Source organism: Vibrio antiquarius (genome assembly GCF_000024825.1).
GTDB classification, from domain to species: domain Bacteria; phylum Pseudomonadota; class Gammaproteobacteria; order Enterobacterales; family Vibrionaceae; genus Vibrio; species Vibrio diabolicus.
Genome location: NC_013457.1, coordinates 922,060 through 938,708 on the forward strand (window position 1 = coordinate 922,060; position 16,649 = coordinate 938,708).

General features: G+C 46.4%; 13 protein-coding genes and 1 tRNA gene. 8 read left to right on the top strand and 6 right to left on the bottom strand.

Going from position 1 to position 16,649, the window contains the following annotated elements:
- Positions 1–401: 401 nt before the first annotated feature.
- Both VEA_RS18990 and VEA_RS18995 read left to right on the top strand, forming a co-directional pair.
- Positions 402–485, top strand: a tRNA-Leu gene (locus VEA_RS18990).
- A gap of 32 nt (positions 486–517) precedes the next feature.
- Positions 518–1,129, top strand: a complete 612-nt coding sequence (locus VEA_RS18995; RefSeq protein WP_005374167.1) for a DUF2913 family protein — start codon at positions 518–520, stop codon at positions 1,127–1,129.
- Between the two features lie 74 nt (positions 1,130–1,203).
- On the opposite strand, the gene VEA_RS19000 is transcribed toward VEA_RS18995, so the two are convergent.
- On the bottom strand, positions 1,204–2,604 hold the full coding sequence (locus VEA_RS19000) for a tryptophanase (protein ID WP_006741260.1): 1,401 nt from the start codon (positions 2,602–2,604) through the stop codon (positions 1,204–1,206).
- Between the two features lie 298 nt (positions 2,605–2,902).
- Positions 2,903–4,147, bottom strand: a complete 1,245-nt coding sequence (locus VEA_RS19005) for an NADH:ubiquinone reductase (Na(+)-transporting) subunit B (RefSeq protein ID WP_006741259.1) — start codon at positions 4,145–4,147, stop codon at positions 2,903–2,905.
- Positions 4,148–4,309: 162 nt separating this feature from the next.
- On the opposite strand from VEA_RS19005, the gene VEA_RS19010 reads away from it, so the two are divergent.
- The 4 genes from VEA_RS19010 (at position 4,310) to VEA_RS19020 (ending at position 7,287) form a co-directional block, all read left to right on the top strand.
- A complete protein-coding gene (locus tag VEA_RS19010; protein ID WP_006741258.1) occupies positions 4,310–5,698 on the top strand; it encodes a cytochrome ubiquinol oxidase subunit I in 1,389 nt (462 codons plus the stop codon).
- Between the two features lie 11 nt (positions 5,699–5,709).
- Positions 5,710–6,708 (top strand): cytochrome d ubiquinol oxidase subunit II, encoded by a 999-nt coding sequence (gene cydB / locus VEA_RS19015; protein WP_006741257.1) that lies wholly within the window; start codon positions 5,710–5,712, stop codon positions 6,706–6,708.
- On the top strand, positions 6,708–6,806 hold the full coding sequence (locus VEA_RS24685) for a DUF2474 family protein (RefSeq protein WP_074189740.1): 99 nt from the start codon (positions 6,708–6,710) through the stop codon (positions 6,804–6,806). The genes cydB and VEA_RS24685 overlap by 1 nt, the downstream gene beginning before the upstream one ends.
- A gap of 76 nt (positions 6,807–6,882) precedes the next feature.
- Positions 6,883–7,287: a hypothetical protein gene (locus VEA_RS19020; protein WP_006741256.1), complete on the top strand. Its 405-nt coding sequence runs from the start codon at positions 6,883–6,885 to the stop codon at positions 7,285–7,287.
- A gap of 47 nt (positions 7,288–7,334) precedes the next feature.
- On the opposite strand, the gene lhgO is transcribed toward VEA_RS19020, so the two are convergent.
- The 3 genes from lhgO to VEA_RS19035 form a co-directional block, all read right to left on the bottom strand.
- A complete protein-coding gene (gene lhgO / locus VEA_RS19025) occupies positions 7,335–8,561 on the bottom strand; it encodes an L-2-hydroxyglutarate oxidase (RefSeq protein ID WP_006741255.1) in 1,227 nt (408 codons plus the stop codon).
- 8 nt (positions 8,562–8,569) lie between these two features.
- Positions 8,570–10,693, bottom strand: a complete 2,124-nt coding sequence (locus VEA_RS19030) for a TRAP transporter permease (protein ID WP_006741254.1) — start codon at positions 10,691–10,693, stop codon at positions 8,570–8,572.
- Between the two features lie 88 nt (positions 10,694–10,781).
- Positions 10,782–11,792, bottom strand: a complete 1,011-nt coding sequence (locus tag VEA_RS19035; protein ID WP_006741253.1) for a TAXI family TRAP transporter solute-binding subunit — start codon at positions 11,790–11,792, stop codon at positions 10,782–10,784.
- Positions 11,793–12,628: 836 nt separating this feature from the next.
- Between VEA_RS19035 and brnQ the strand changes: the two genes are divergently transcribed.
- Positions 12,629–13,939, top strand: coding sequence for a branched-chain amino acid transport system II carrier protein (brnQ, locus tag VEA_RS19040; RefSeq protein WP_006741250.1), 1,311 nt, complete (start codon positions 12,629–12,631; stop codon positions 13,937–13,939).
- Positions 13,940–14,042: 103 nt separating this feature from the next.
- Positions 14,043–15,251, top strand: coding sequence for a GGDEF domain-containing protein (locus tag VEA_RS19045; protein WP_006741249.1), 1,209 nt, complete (start codon positions 14,043–14,045; stop codon positions 15,249–15,251).
- A 45-nt stretch (positions 15,252–15,296) separates the two neighbouring features.
- On the opposite strand, the gene VEA_RS19050 is transcribed toward VEA_RS19045, so the two are convergent.
- Positions 15,297–16,646 (bottom strand): sigma-54-dependent transcriptional regulator, encoded by a 1,350-nt coding sequence (locus VEA_RS19050; protein WP_006741248.1) that lies wholly within the window; start codon positions 16,644–16,646, stop codon positions 15,297–15,299.
- Positions 16,647–16,649 lie beyond the last annotated feature (3 nt).

Sequence of the window (16,649 nt, forward strand, 5' to 3'; positions counted from 1 at the left end):
TGGTCCGGTCCGTGGGGTCATTCACTGCTGGCGAGCGTATTGCTTGGCCTGCTCCATGTGACGGCTTGTATGGGTAAGGGTCCTGAACAACTAAACCCTAATTCCCGCTTAAACGGGACGCAAGTATAGCCAACAAAAAGAGATATTCATCACATTTATTTACGCAAACGTTCAAGCGTTCAAAATTTAGGCAAAAACGTTCTTTTGTCGCCATACTGTTAATAAAAGTAAGGGTATAAGGACAGACTTTGATGGTAAAAAACGCAAAAGTGACCAATAAATACGCAATCAAACTCGAAAGATCCAAAATTCGTCATTTTGCTCTCGCCAACAGATGGATTTTGGTTATACAATTCGCGGTGCTTCTTTTCGAGGCCTCTGAGTATTCAGAGCATCATGATGCCGAGATGGTGAAATTGGTAGACACGCTAGCATGAGGTGCTAGTGCCTTTGGTGTGAGGGTTCGAGTCCCTCTCTCGGCACCATTATCCTTCTTCCCTAATTTTGTTCGAGTGTAATGCAAAGTTCTAAGCAGGCAAGACAGTCTACAGATGCTAACCAACTTCTGAGTGAGCTTGCGGTTCACGCTTTATTGCACCTGCACTTTAAAATTCACGCGTCCTCACATGGTCTCTCCCTTAAAGAGCGTAATGACTTACTTCAGAAATGGCTGAAGCCAAAACTGAAGAGTAATCGCTATAAGCTGATTAAAAAGCCGTTAAAGTCTTTGACTCAACAGGCAAAAGGCGAGAACGGAAATCTGGAAGCGTTACTCGAACGTTGCGTAGGTGCAGATAAACCAAGTAACCCTCAACCTGATCTAGATAGCTACTTGCTGTTGATTAACGAGATTGAGAAGAAGTTGGGGACTACCGTATTATTATCTCGACCGGAAGACGTCGACTTATCTCACGACCAACACGGCTGTTTGCTGTGTGTGCTTTCTGAGAACTTAAATCAGCACTTCGATGATAATAACGCCCTAATCGCTCCTATTTCGATGCTGTTCCGTGGACCCATGAGTCAACGCTCACTTTTCCTTGGCAGCATTTACGCCAGTGGTACATTCAATTATGAAGTGCAGTACCAGGACGATCAGTTCGTTCGCATTACATTAGAGTTGGCGTAACTGTAACGCTAAGAAACAAATCGAAAAAGGCCGCGAAACTCGCGGCCTTTTGCTTTTCTATATTCAAACCTTAATTAATCGATTTCTTTAAACCGAGCAGTAAAGTGGCGCAGCACTGGTGGTTCATACTCAAAAGTGAGCCCTTTTAACTCATGTGCACGATTTTTCAGTTCGATAATCGCATCCGCAATGTAATCCATATGGTCGTTTGTGTAGACACGGCGTGGAATGGTCAAACGCATTAATTCTAACTCTGACGCTTTTTGTTTACCTGTTTCAGGGTCACGACCAAGCAGCAGCGATCCTATCTCTACTGCTCGAATGCCCGCTTCCAAGTACAAGGCATTACACAATACCTGCGCAGGGAACTGATCCGTTGGAATATGTGGCAAAATCTTAGCTGCATCCACAAACACCGCGTGACCACCCGTTGGGTATTGAATTGGAATACCGCCCTCACGTAAGCGCTCACCTAAGTATTGAACTTGGCTAATTCGATAGTGAAGAAAATCTTCATCCGCTGCTTCATACAAACCGCGAGCGAGCGCTTCCATATCACGCCCAGCCATACCACCGTATGTCACAAATCCTTCCATGGGTACACAACGCGTCTGCACCGCCTGGAACAACTCCTTATGATCACGAATACAACACATGCCACCAATGTTTACCATCGGGTCTTTCTTAGCTGACATGGTGAGCATATCACCGTACTGGTACATCTCACGGATGATTTCCAGAATCGATTTATTCTCGTAACCCGCTTCACGCTGCTTGATAAAGTAGGCGTTCTCACAGTAACGAGCCGAGTCAATCACCACTGGAATATCGTACTTGGTTGCAATCTCGTACACACTGCGCATGTTTTCCATCGACACAGGCTGACCACCGGAGCTATTACAAGTAATCGTGGTGATAATTGCACAAATATTATGCGAACCGTGCGCTTCAATTGTTGCCACCAGCTTATCGATATCAAAATTGCCCTTCCAATCATAAGGCGTAGTGGTGTCGAATGCTTCTTCCGTTACCACGTTAATCGCTTTACCGCCATTGAGTTCAATGTGACCCGCTGTGGTATCAAAATGGTAGTTCGAGATAAATACTGGCGTTTCGCCACCACGCACCTGACGCATACGCTCAATCAAAGCTGGGAACAAAATTTGCTCGGCACCACGCCCTTGGTGTGCAGGCACGGTGAGCTTATAACCGAAGAAGTGCTCCACTGCATCACACAGGTTGTAGTAATTTCGACTCCCCGCATAGGATTCATCCCCCATCATGATGCCAGCCCACTGATTATCACTCATGGCACCAGTGCCAGAGTCAGTCAGCAAATCGATATAAACATCATCACTACGAAGAAGAAATGGATTATAGCCCGCTTCTTTTAACGCGACTTCACGGTCTGCCAAAGTCGTCATTTTGATTGGCTCAACCATTTTGATACGGAAAGGTTCTGGAATACGTTTCATTGTTAATTTCCTTATACGCATTGCCCTACGCAGTTTCACGTAAGACTAAAAAACAAATAGATAGAATGCTTTTCAATGCGATTGCATTGAGGAAATCAACGAGAAGAGATTTTACTAAGAAGAGACAAGCAGTAGTCTAGGTTATACCAGAACGACAGCACCAAACGGCTATCGAGAATATCCTTTATTCTCATCGTCTTCGTCCTCCTGATAAAAATAAAAAGTCAGAAACCCCATGTCTCTGACCTTTTCAATATAGTGCAGTTTTCAATCAATTTTCAGTGAGGTCACCCTCATTTTAAGAAGGTCTCGCCCTTTTCATTCTGCGTTTGATATTACTTTCTTTGACTAGATAATCGAAAAGTGGCGCGAATAAGTTGGCAAATAGAATCGCTAACATGATGCCTTCTGGATAAGCCGGGTTCAGTACTCGGATAAAAATCGTCATCACGCCGATTAATAGTCCGTATGCCCATTTCCCGTTATTGGTAAAAGCTGCCGAGACAGGGTCTGTCGCCATAAAGAAGGTACCAAACGCAACCCCACCAATCACGAAGTGCCAGTAGAACGGCATGGAGAACATAGGGTTAGAGTCTGAACCGATCGCATTCAATAGTAATGAAGCTCCGATTAAACCGACCAACACGCCCGCAACAATTCTCCACGATGCAATCTTCATAAAGATGAGAACCAAGCCTGTTAGTGCGATCAACAACGTGGAGACTTCACCCATCGAGCCTGGCAAGTTACCAACAAAAGCATCTCCCCATGAAATTGGCTGCCCCGTCATATTATTTATCAAGGCACTTTGCCCACCTTCATACCATTGGCTCAGCGGTGTAGCGCCAGAGTAACCATCTGCCGCAACCCACACGGCACCACCGGACATGTTAGCGGGATAAGCGAAGTACAAGAAGGCTCGCCCTGCTAGTGCCGGGTTTAAGAAGTTTCGCCCCGTACCACCGAAAATCTCCTTCGCCACAACAATACCGAAAGTGATACCTAAAGCCGCTTGCCACAGTGGAATTGTCGGTGGAAGGATCAGCGCAAAGAGTATAGAGCTGACAAAAAAGCCTTCATTTACCTCATGCTTTCGCACAATAGCAAACAGAACTTCCCAGAAACCACCAACGATAAACACCGTCGCATAAACGGGTAGAAAATAAGTAGCACCAAGCCACATTTTACTTGCCCACCCCGCTTGTGAAACCGCATCTAACGAGCCCCATACCCAACTCAGTTGCCACGAAGAAGCCAGCGCTTGCTGAGCTGAGGCTTGCTCCATTCCATACAACAAAGCATCGCTGGACTGCTGACCTATGTTGTACATACCCCAGAACATGGCAGGGAAGACCGCCAGCCACACCATGATCATAATACGTTTTAAATCGATGCTATCTCGAACGTGAGTCATGCCCTGATTAACCTTACCAGGCGTGTAAAAAATGGTTTCGACAGCTTCGAACAATGGATAGAACTTGTGATACTTCCCACCTGGGCCAAACTTAGGTGTCGCTTTCTCAAAGTAGTGTTTAAGGCTCATAACAACTCCTCCTTTACCTAAAAGATGGTACGCACTGCCGTAAAAAGCGATCGTTTTTTAATCTCTTAGCCTTCCTTCTTCGTATTCCATTTTGTTCGTCGCTCTTCCCTCATCTCTTCTAATTCGGCGAACTGTTAATTCGAAACTAAAAAGGGAATGCCCATGGACACACTCGCCATCGATTTAGCCAGATTCCAATTTGCCTTTACTGTCTCTTTCCACATCATTTTTCCAGCGTTTACGATTGGTTTGGCAAGTTACCTCGCCGTGTTAGAGGGCTTGTACTTAAAAACGGGCAACAAACAGTACATGCAGATCTATAAATACTGGCTCAAAATCTTTGCCATCAGTTTTGGTATGGGTGTGGTAAGTGGCATCGTGTTGAGCTATCAATTCGGGACCAACTGGAGCGTGTTTGCCGACAAAACAGGCCCAATCCTAGGCCCGCTAATGGGTTATGAAGTTTTCACTGCATTTTTCCTCGAAGCGGGGTTTTTAGGCGTGATGCTTTTCGGTATGGATAAGGTAGGTAAGAAGCTTCACTTCGCCGCGACTTGTATTGTTGCATTCGGGACGTTTTTGTCTGCGTTTTGGATACTTTCGGTTAATAGCTGGATGCAAACACCAGCGGGCTATAGTATCAACGAAGCCGGACAGTTTATCCCTGAAGATTGGTGGGCGATTGTCTTCAACCCTTCCTTCCCTTATCGGCTCGTCCATATGTTGCTCGCCGCTTACCTTACTACTGCTTTTGTTGTAGCCGGCGTTGCCGCTTATCACTTGCTAAAAGCAAACCATAACCCTCTAGCCAGAATTATGTTCTCGATGGCAATGTGGATGGCTGCCATCGTGACACCAATTCAAATCGTTGCTGGAGACATGCATGGATTAAACACCCTTGAACATCAACCCGCCAAAGTCGCCGCGATGGAAGGGCACTATGAGTCTCACCAAGGCGCGCCATTGATCCTCTTCGGTATCCCTAACGATGAAGAAAAACGTATGGAATACGCACTGGAAATCCCCAAACTCGGTAGTTTGATTTTAACTCATGACCTCAACGGTGAAGTGAAGGGATTAGATGCTTTTCCAGAGGAGGAACACCCTCCTGTGTCCATCGTTTTCTGGTCTTTCCGAATAATGGTCGCGCTTGGTTTTGGCATGCTTGTTATTGGTTTGTGGAGCCTATGGCTCAGAAAGCGTCGCAAACTTTTTGATTCTAGGGCACTTCAACGTATCTGCGTACTGTTTGCCCCAGCGGGATTCATTGCGGTTCTAGCAGGTTGGACAACCACTGAAGTCGGTCGCCAGCCTTACACCGTGTACGGTCTTTTAACCACAACCAATTCGGCATCGCCTATTGATGCCGCCGCGGTGAGCGTCTCCCTGACGGCGTTCATCGTGGTTTACTTTGTGGTTTTTGGAGCAGGCTTCTTCTATCTCCTACGTTTGATGCGCAAATCTCCAACTCGTTATGAAGAAGGCTTAGACAGCCGACTTCCTGATGGCACGAAAACCGATGCTATCACACACTCTAACCATCTAACCTAGGAGGCTAGCTCATGGATTACGCATTAATTTGGTACGCTTTGATCGGGCTCGCCGTTCTGATTTATGTCGTGTTAGATGGCTTTGATCTCGGTATTGGTATCCTCTTCCTCAGCGCGAATGACGATGAAGAGCGCGACATGATGATGAACAGTATCGCTCCTGTTTGGGATGGGAATGAAACTTGGCTAGTTCTTGGCGGTGGTGGGCTTTTTGCCGTGTTCCCCCTCGCCTACGCGGTCATTATGCCAGCACTCTATGCTCCCCTGATTTTAATGCTGCTCGGGCTAATTCTGCGCGGGGTTTCTTTTGAGTATCGCTTCCGAATACAACGCGGAAAGTTTTTATGGGATAGCGCTTTTTTCATTGGTTCACTCACCGCGGCATTGATGCAAGGCATTATGCTTGGAACCCTGCTCCAGGGTATAGAAGTTAGTGAACGAGCATACGCAGGTGGATGGTTTGATTGGCTTTCGCCATTTAGCGTATTTTGTGGCTTGGCGCTTGTTTGTGCTTATATTCTGCTTGGTTCATGCTGGTTATTAATCAAGCTTCCAGAAGAGCTGATGGGGCGCTATTACGTGGTCGCGCGACGATGGGGACTAGCGATGGTAGCCTGTATATTCATCGCTAGTTTGTGGTTGCCATTGAGCCAAAATATCGTCTTTGAACGTTGGTTCTCATTACCAAACTCGCTGCTGTTTTTCATCTTACCAATTATTGCAGCGACACTCATTTGGCAGCTATTCAAAGCCTTACTCGACCACAAAGCTGTTCGTGCCTATGTACTTGCCATCGGCCTGTTTCTTGTTTCCGCGATGGGTTTCGGTATAAGTACATTTCCTTACTTGGTTCCATTCGCACTCACTTATCAAGACGTCGCCGCGCCAGATAAAAGTTTGGCATTTTTACTTGCCGGTGCGGTGGTATTACTTCCTCTGATCATAGCCTACACGGCTTATTCGTATTGGGTTTTCCGCGGTAAGATGAAACGTGGAGAGGGATATCACTAATGAAACTAAAACCCATTTTGTGGTTCATTGGTATTTGGCTGGCAAGCGTGGTCGCCTTGTTTATCATCAGTTCGTTGATACGAGCTGCGATATTGTAGGCCAAGAGTCTACTGCACCACATCTGAAGTCATTGAGGTCTATACTCAAGCAAGAGTAAAACAACGGAGTGTTTTTATGACCTTAAAGCAGATTCTGGCAACTTTGATTCCTTTGACGGTTCCACTGTTTTCACCAAATGCATTGGCCGTAGACAAGCAGATGTCATCCGCCATGAAAAGTAAAATGCGGTCTATTTGCTCCGCAACAAACGAGCAGGGTCATTGGCAACTTGCTGAGGCAACTCCTGACGCCAGACGCTCACTCAACATGGTGCTTTATCAAATGAATGCCGATGATAAATTGAAAGCAATTCATGAGGTGAGAACGAAAATGGTCGGCGGCACCCATTATGCGTTTGAGTTCGAGTTGCAAGATGGCCAAGTCTGGAATGCGATTGTGTTGCACAGTGCCCGAGGCGATTACATGATCGAAAGACACGCTAAGAAAGGCGAACTCTGCCCTAAAGAAGGCGAGTCATAAAACCTCGCTTCAAATATAGCAAAGGCGACAGTTACGTCGCCTTTGTTTTATACCGTTTTAGCCTCTATCTTCTCATTCACTTTATCGCAAATGTATTCCCCAATCGGCATTGCAGATGTCGCTGCGGGAGAGGGGGCGTTGCAAACATGCAAGCTTCTTGCGCTCTCGGCAAACAAGAAGTCATGAACCAAAGTGCCGTCGGATAACACCGCTTGTGCGCGAATACCCGCAGGATATGGTTTGAGATCTTCCACCTTGATGCTTGGGCAGTATTTGTTGACCAACTTGAGATAGCCCGGCTTCCACCACGAGTTCTTAAACTCATCCAATCCGGTTTTTAGATGCTTTTGTGTCACCTTCCAGAAACCGGAGAAGCTGAGCATCTGCATGGTATCTTGCAGGCTAAAGTTGACCTTATCGTACCCTTCCCGTTTCCAGCCTTGCACCGCATTTGGACCAACGGTCACACTGCCATCAATCATGCGAGTTAGGTGGACACCTAAGAATGGCAAATCAGGGTCGGGAATTGGGTAAATAAGATGATTCACCACTTGGTCGTGTTTGCTATCTAAGCGGTAGTATTCACCACGATAAGGGATGATTTGGAAGTCGGTCGGAATACCCATCATCTTAGTCATGCGATCCGCCATCAAGCCGCTGCAAGTAACCAAGAACTTGGTATTAAGCTGCATCGTTTGACCGTCTGAAATGCAGGTCAGTTGGACTTCTTCGTCCTTCTCTTCGGCAGCCACCACTTTAGTCCTCAGGCTGATTTGACCGCCGAGCTTTTGGAACTCTTCCGCCATCTGCTCAGTGACCAAACGATAATCGACAATACTGGTGGTTTTGACATAAATCGCGCCTAAGCCAGTGATGTTTGGCTCAGCCAGCTTGAGTTGAACTTCATCGAGCAGCTTTACGTCGATGCCGTTGACATGACAGCGCTCATAGAGGGCATTCATGCGTTCGACTTCTTGCTCATTGGTCGCAACCAGTAACTTGCCACAGTTCTCCACCGGAATATCGTGCTGAGCACAGAACGAAATGGTTCGCTCTACCCCACGCTTACAAAAATCGGCTTTTAAGCTGCCCGGTGCGTAGTACACCCCAGCATGAATCACGCCGCTATTGTGTCCGGTTTGGTGCTTGGCAAAACCGGACTCTTTCTCAACCAATAAAATGGATTTGTCTGGGTGACGTTGCTGCAGTTGCCATGCTGTCGACACACCAACGATACCGCCACCAACAATGATGTAGTCATAGACTGATTTCATACGACCTCTTATAAAACCGATAGTTGAGATTGTTGCAAATTGAACTTGCGACCACTGTAAATGAACACCGCGACAAATACCGCGCAGCTTGCCACACGAACCAACATTGGGATGTCGTGCCAAACCAGTAATGTACCTACTACTACCAACAAGAGACGCGTCAGAATGTTTAGAGGACCTTCCAAGTAGCCTTCAATCGCACCAATCAATGCATAGGTACCGATGATGGCAAAGAAGCCTACGGTAATCACTGACGTCACATCCCAACTGACTAAGCCTGTGTAGGCAATAAGTAGCGGCACAAGATACAAACCTTTGGCGATTTTCCACGCCATCAGACCAGTACGCATTGGCGGTGTTTTCGCGATGGTTGCCGCAGCAAATGCGGTCAAACACACTGGAGGCGTTACGTTGCTGTCTTGCGATAGCCAGAAGATGATGAGGTGAGCAGCCAGCAATGCCAAGCCTACCGCTTCCATACCCAAACTTTGTTCTAGTAGGGTTTCCATAAAGTCCGCAGGTACTAGCGCCACCATTTCTTTCGCCGTTTCCAACGCCATTGGTGCATTAAGCAGTTCCAGCTTTTCTGGCGCTGCCAACATAAAGATCGCTTTTGCTTGCTCTGGCAATTGACCTGACACCATCAATTCAAGCAATTGGTTTTCCGCAATCAACTTGTAAAGCGCAGGGGCAGACAATGTGCCCAATACAATATACGCCGCTGTCACGGGTAAGCCCATACCCAAAACAAGAGAAGCGAGTGCAATCAGAACGATCATGATGAACAAGTCACCATTCGCCCAACCATCGATCATCAATGAGAACGTGTTGCCGATGCCCGTTGTACTGATCACGTTGATCACCAAACCAATACCCACCAGCAATACAGCGGTTGTCGCCATGTTTTTCGCGCCTTGCGAAAGTGCTTCGATGATCGCTTTTGGTCCCATCTTATGATCTTTCGAAAACCAAGAAGCCACCACCACTGAAATGATCGACAAGCCCGCAGCGTAAGTTGGCGTAAAACCTTGAACCAACAAAGTGACCAATACCGCCAGTGGGATAAGGTTGTGCCAACCGCTGATCAACACTTTCAGTAGAGATTCATCGCTGGTCGTGATTTTTTGAACGCCGCTGCGTTTGGCTTCGATACGCACAAAGAACGCCACAGACAAGAAATAGATAAGAGCAGGAATGAAAGAAACGGCAATAATATCAACATAAGGAATTTGCGTGTAAGACGCCATGATGAAAGCGCCCGCTCCCATCACTGGTGGCATCAACTGACCACCTGTCGACGCCGCAGCTTCAACGCCCGCCGCGAAGCGCGAAGGAAAACCTGCTTTTTGCATCAAAGGAATACTGATAACACCGGTTGAAACCGTATTTGCCACGCTTGAGCCAGACACTGAGCCCATCAAACCGGAGCCAATAACTGCGATAAAACCCGGACCACCAATGATTTTGCCAGCCGCAGCACGTGCCACATTGATAATGTAATCACCGACACCAGAGCGAACAAGAAACGCCCCAAACAGAATGAACATGAATACGAAAGTCCAACTGATGCGCGAAATAGAGCCAAACATGCCCTCAGAAGAATAGAAGCTACGGTAGAGCAAGGTTTCCATGCTCAAACCCGGGAAGTGGAAAATGCCTGTTGCCCACTTACCCCAAAGCACAACGTAACTCAAACACACCACAATCAGCACTGGAATAAACCAGCCCATGGTGCGTCTAATCAATTCAATAACAATCAAAATTGCCATGATGGCAAAGACCCAATCGCTGGTCACGAACTTCACGCCACGTTCATACAGCGCATCTTCGGCATACGGAATGTAGAGCAAACACGCGACCGCACCCATAGCAATTAACACATCGATGCCGAGCGCAACCTTACTCTGCTTGAGAGAGATATGAGCCGGATACCAAAGCGCACAAATCACCGCAAAACCAGCAAAGTGGGTCGCGGAAATCCATAACTCCGGTAACGTCGATAAGGTATTAAACCAAATGTGCAAAGCAGACAACACCACGCCAAACACTGTGATTGTGGTGGTTACCCACGGAAAATCTGTGCGCGTGGGCAGCTCAAATTTCTGCAATTCCTTTTCTATTGAGTCGCTCATCTCATACTCCAAGCTCTGGCGGCTTTTTCCATCTTAGGTATCGGTAGGGATAAAATGCCCCGAGCCGAAACTCAGGGCGAAGTTGGCGTTATTTCGCCATTAGGTCTGATGGGATTTCGATGCCCATTTCTTTGTAGTAACGCGCCGCACCTGGGTGAAGAGGCACTGGCAAGCCAGCAATCGCTTTCTCAATCGCCATTGCTTTTGTTGCTTTGTGGATGCCTTGTAGGAAAGGCAGGTTCTCGTAGATCGCTTTGGTTAGTTGGTAAACGTCTTCTTCCGAGATATCTTCACGAACAGCCAAGAAGTTTGGCTGTGCAATAGTAGTGATCGGCTTATCTAGGCCTGGGTACGTGTTCGCTGGGATCTCGTACTTCGTCCATAGGTTGTAGTTGCCGTTCGCCTCTTTGATTTGCTCGTCAGTAAACGAAAGAATCGAAATGTTTTTACCCAGCGCAGCAAAAGCTTGAGTAACCGCACCAACAGGTACACCCGCAGGCGTGTTCATGCCGTCAATGGTGCCGTTTTGAAGTGCGCTCGCACTGCCGCCGTAGCCCATGTAAGCAAGATTGAATTTATCAGGATCTACTTTCAGACCTTTCATGATTTGGCGACCAGAGTTTTCAGTACCAGAGTTCTTCTTACCGATAGAGAACTTCTTGCCATCTAGGTTGTTCAGGTCAGTAACAGTGCCCGTTTTTGCTAGATCAGAGCGAACAATAAAGTGCTCAACGTTTTGCCACAGCATAGAGACTGAACGAAGTTGTTCTTGGCGACCGCTCTTCTCATAAGGACCTTCACCAGACCAAGCCCATGCACCGTAAAGACCTTGCAGAATCGCGAACTGTGCTTCGTTTTCGTTCAGCAGTTTAACGTTTTCACCAGAGCCCGCAGAGCTGATTGCAGAAAGGGAGAAGTGGTGCTTTGGTGCCAATTTCACTTTGCTTAACGTCGCCAACGCTACGCCCACAGGGTAGTAAGTACCACCTGTCGATGCCGTTGCAAGAATGTAGCTACGATCTTCTGCTGCAGCGTTAGCAGCAATACCAAAAGAAGTCACAGCGACAGCCAAAGCTTTTACCAGCTTATTCATTTTCATTATTACTCTCCGTGTAGTCGTTTCACGATTGGGGATTTACATCATGTTAAATCTTTATTAACAACACATTCCCTAGAGCAATTGAAATGCCAACTTTTAAGCCTTTGTATTTATTGAACTAAGCGCTGGAAGACATCAAAAATGAGCAAAATCATGCTGATTTGATAGCAAAGTAATGAGCAAGATCTTGCTCATTGAAGAGAAGAAGGTTGCACGCCTAGATCGCAAAAGGTTAATAAAATGTGATCAAGACAAAATAAATGCACGATTCACTAATAAGCAATATTTTGCCGATGCAATTTTGGATTGAACTGCAACTAATGAGCGTCTTAACAATAAGAAGAAAAAGCGCATCATTCTAAACTGCTCACTTTATCAGCGGAGGTTTATAGCCTAAACGACTACAAATAGCACAAAAATACAGCAAAACAAGCCATGTTACAGAAATGAAAAGTCATTTATTCTGATTTTGAATTTAAAAAGCAGTTCGATCCACCAGTTCAGAAACAAACATTGACCGTATCAACTTATTTTCTACTTCGGGGTTGTGCCAATAGCCCTATGTTCGTTAGGGTAACAACACGCCAAGGCAAACGTATTACTTGGTATTTTTTCGTCATTAAGGATCACCCATGTCAGCAACTGCGCAATTACAATTCGCTTTAAAACGCCCATCTGGCGTTGCTGCTGCGATCCTCCTGCTCTCTCTGAAACTGATTCAGAGCTGACAGGCTATATCTAAACTTTCTGTCAGCTTGAGAAGAAGCTGACGGGAACACCACATACTCCTCCCATTCCTTTCAGTTTCTTCCAAGCGAAACATAAGAGGAATAACAATGTTAAGCGCACGCAATATCGCCGCTTTGGGCTTCATGACTTTCGCCATGTACTTAGGCGCAGGTAACCTGATCTTCCCTCCATTTTTGGGTTACCAAGCAGGTGAAAACTTTCTGAGCGGGATGTCTGGCTTCCTCTTGACGGGTGTAGGTCTGCCTGCGATGGCACTGGTGATGGTGGCTATCGTAAACGGTTCAGACAAATTAACCGCTGCCCTACCTAAACCTTTGGCGACCAGTTTTTGGGTGATGGTGTTTATCGTGATTGGCCCTGCGTTCGTGATTCCGCGCGCAATTACCGTGGCTTACCAGTTCAGCTTTGCGCCAATGTTTGGTGATGCCGCTTTGGTGCCTTTCACTATTGCCTTCTGTGCTATCACCATTCTATTTGCCCTATATCCGGGTAAGTTGGTCGACAACCTAGGTAAGATCTTAACGCCTGCATTGATGGCGATCTTGATCATCATGTCTGTGACTGCTTTGGTTTCTCCTGCAGGCGAGCTAACTGCCGCAACGGGACCATACGTATCTGGTGCATTTGCTGAAGGCTTAACGCAAGGCTACATGACCATGGATGCGCTAGGTTCTATCGGTTTTGGTTGGATTATCTTCCGTGCGATTCGCAGCATGGGTGTGGATTGTCCGAAAGCCACTGCAAAATACACACTAATTGCTGCTTTGATGTACGCGGTTGCCATGGCATTTGTTTACATCTCATTGGCTTACATTGGCTCGACGAGCTCATACTTGGGTTCTGAATTCAGTAACGGTGGCGACATTTTAACGGCATTCACCTTCAGCCACTTCGGCGCATTTGGTTCACTATTACTTGGTGCCGTGATGGTATTGGCGTGTTTGACTACTGCTATCGGCGTAACCACCGCAGGCAGTGAGTTCTACGACAACACTTTCAGCAAAGTGAACTACAAAGGCTGCGTTGTCACGACTATGGTATTGGCAGGTTTAATCGCTAACGTAGGTCTAGAGCAACTATTGGCTATCACATTGCCAGCGGTTGTGGCGCTTCACCCAGTAGCGATTGCATTGATGATCATGGCACCAGTGCGTAACAAAATGTCGCAAATCATGGTGGTCGCGACGGCGTTCACTGCTCTAACGTTTGGTTGTGTTGATGCGCTGCACATCCTAGGCTACATGCCAGATTCCACCGATGAGTGGATGGGTAATTACATGCCTCTGTACAATGACTTTGCTAGCTGGATTATGCCTAGCGTATTGATGATGATTGTTGGTCTGCTGTTTACGACGAAAACCAACCAAACCGAACAATTCGAGCTGGTAAATGAATAGCCGTTTAACATAAGACATCACTCAATAAGTAAGTTAATATGTAGTTCGCTTATTGATATCAGGCAAAGGAGTTGCCTGAACTATGGATTGATGTGGAGCGCTTATGGACAATCAGTATTTAGACATCAGAACGCTCAACTTTATCGTTATTCTGTTCTCTTGCATTTACTCAATCAGTCTACTTTGTTACCAATACACACAAAAAAAGATCAAAGGTTTAAAGACTTTCTCTCTCTCGCTGTTATTTATTGGCTTTGGGCCTTTTTTACTAGGATTTAGAGGCTCTGCACCAGATTGGCTTACCATCGTCATAGCGAATACGCTCATATTAATCGGCTTCTTGCTTACGCTTTACAGTGTGAGCATTTTTCGTCAATTCCCTCTAAAACTGGCCCACTCACTCGCTTTTTTAACGCCCATTTTCAGCGGTTCGTTCTATTATTTCACCTTCCATGACCATTCAATTAAAAGCCGTATCATTTACTTAAGTGTTTATATCTGCATCGTTACGTTTTTTAGTGGGATCGCCATGCTGAAAGGCACCAAGCAAGACCAAAAACTCCCAACCATAGTGATGGCGTGCTCCTTCTTTTGCTTCAGTATTTTTATGGGCTTCAGAGCACTTTGGAGCGCTTTCGCCAATGAAGTGCCAAATTTTATGACCGCAGGTTTTATCCACCAGATGACGTTTTTACTTAGCATCTGTCTGATTGTCGCTATGAGCTTTAGCATGTTGTGGCTAATTAATGGCCGCTTGATACAGTCAATCAATGATCTCTCACATTTAGACGCCCTCACAGGGCTTCATAATCGTCGCGCGATGGAAGAAATTGTTCCAAACCTTGTTAATCAAGCGCACAAACGGAAGCAATCAATAAGCATCATCATGACCGACATGGACGAGTTCAAAGCGATTAATGATCATTATGGCCATACGGTAGGCGATTCCGTCATGGCTACGATTGCCGCTATCTTTAAGAAACACCTCCCGGAGTCAGCTTGCACAGTACGATTTGGTGGTGATGAGTTCATGATTGTTTTACTTGAAAAAGCACAACGCGCCAAAATTGTTGCCGAGCAAATTCGCCTGGCGGTGGAAACTGAAGCCTCATTGCAGTCATTCGAAAATGAGATCACCATGAGTTTTGGAATCAGTGAGTTATCAGAGGGACAATCGCTTCACGAGGTCGTTGCTGAAGCAGACGAAGCGCTGTATAGCTCTAAACATACGGGCAGAAACCAAGTCACCTTGTTTGGAGAAGGGAAAGGCCTAACTTATAAGTTTGTCCCAACTCCCTCAAAGAGCGCTTAATCATATTTGTGACGCCCATAGCGGTAAATCAGCTTAAAAATGGCGTTAAGTATAATCAGAGCGATTTAAACCAAACTTTTGCATCTTTTGATTCAAAGTTCGACGAGGTAAATCCAACTCCTGCATCACCTCGTTAATGCGTCCGTGATGCCTGACCAATGAATCATGCAGCACCTTGCGCTCAAAATTGTGTAATTGAATAACCAGTGGAACACCCACTTGCGTCTCCTCCGTGGTTGACGAAGGACGGCTAGAGAGAATTTCCATCACAGATACCGTTTCATCCAAAGCAAAACGCATAGCCACGTTTCGCAGCTCTCGAACATTTCCAGGCCAAGCGTAGGAAAGCACAGCGTTTCTGTCGGCATCACTCAATGGTCGGGTTTCAGGGTTAGTTTGCAAGGTGAAGTGCTCAAACAAAATCAGTGAATCTTCTTCTCTCTCCCTGAGTGGCGGCAAATAAATTTGCGCCACATTGAGTCGATAATACAAATCTTGACGAAACTCTTCATGATCATTGAGATCTTCTTTCGCCGCCGCGATCACTCGTAAATCAACGCCGATCTGCTGATTCCCCCCCACTCTTTCAACGGTATGCTCTTGAAGCGCCCGCAGCACTTTCACCTGCATCGACAACGGCATGCTTTCTATCTCGTCAAAAAACAACGTGCCTTTATCGGCGTATTCCAACTTGCCGATGCGTCGTTTGTTTGCACCAGTGAACGCTCCAGCTTCGTGACCAAACAACTCACTCTCGAAAAGGTGTTCTGGAATCGCACCACAGTTTATCGGCACAAAGTGATGAGGTTTTCTTTGGCTTTCATTATGTAAACTGGTCGCCACCAGCTCTTTACCACAACCTGTTTCGCCGTAAATGATCACGTTAGTATCGATTTTCGCCAGTTTCGCAACTTGCTCGCGTAATTGCTGCATCACTCGACTTTGACCAATGAGCACCTCTTCTAAACCACTCACGCTAGCTAGATACTCTTGGCGGTGAAGCGTCGATGTTTGCGCGCGATGGCTCTCGACCGCATCTGTGACGCGTTGAGACAAACGCTCCGGCTGGAAAGGTTTTTCAATAAAATCAAACGCGCCGTTTTGTAGCGCATTCACCGCCATATCCACATCACCATGACCAGTAATTAGTATCATTGGTGTTGGAATGTGATTCGCAATAAGGCTCTCTAAAATCGAAATTCCATCAGTATCTGGCAAACGAACATCACTAACTATCGCATCAAACTCTTGGTTCAGAATGGCGGTTTTGCCTTCCTCCCCCGAGCTAAAAGCTATGACGTCAAACCCCGCCAATTGCAGCCATTGGCTTGTTGCTTGACGAACGATGTCATCATCTTCAATTAGGGCGATACGCGGAATGTCGTCAAAAGTCATGAG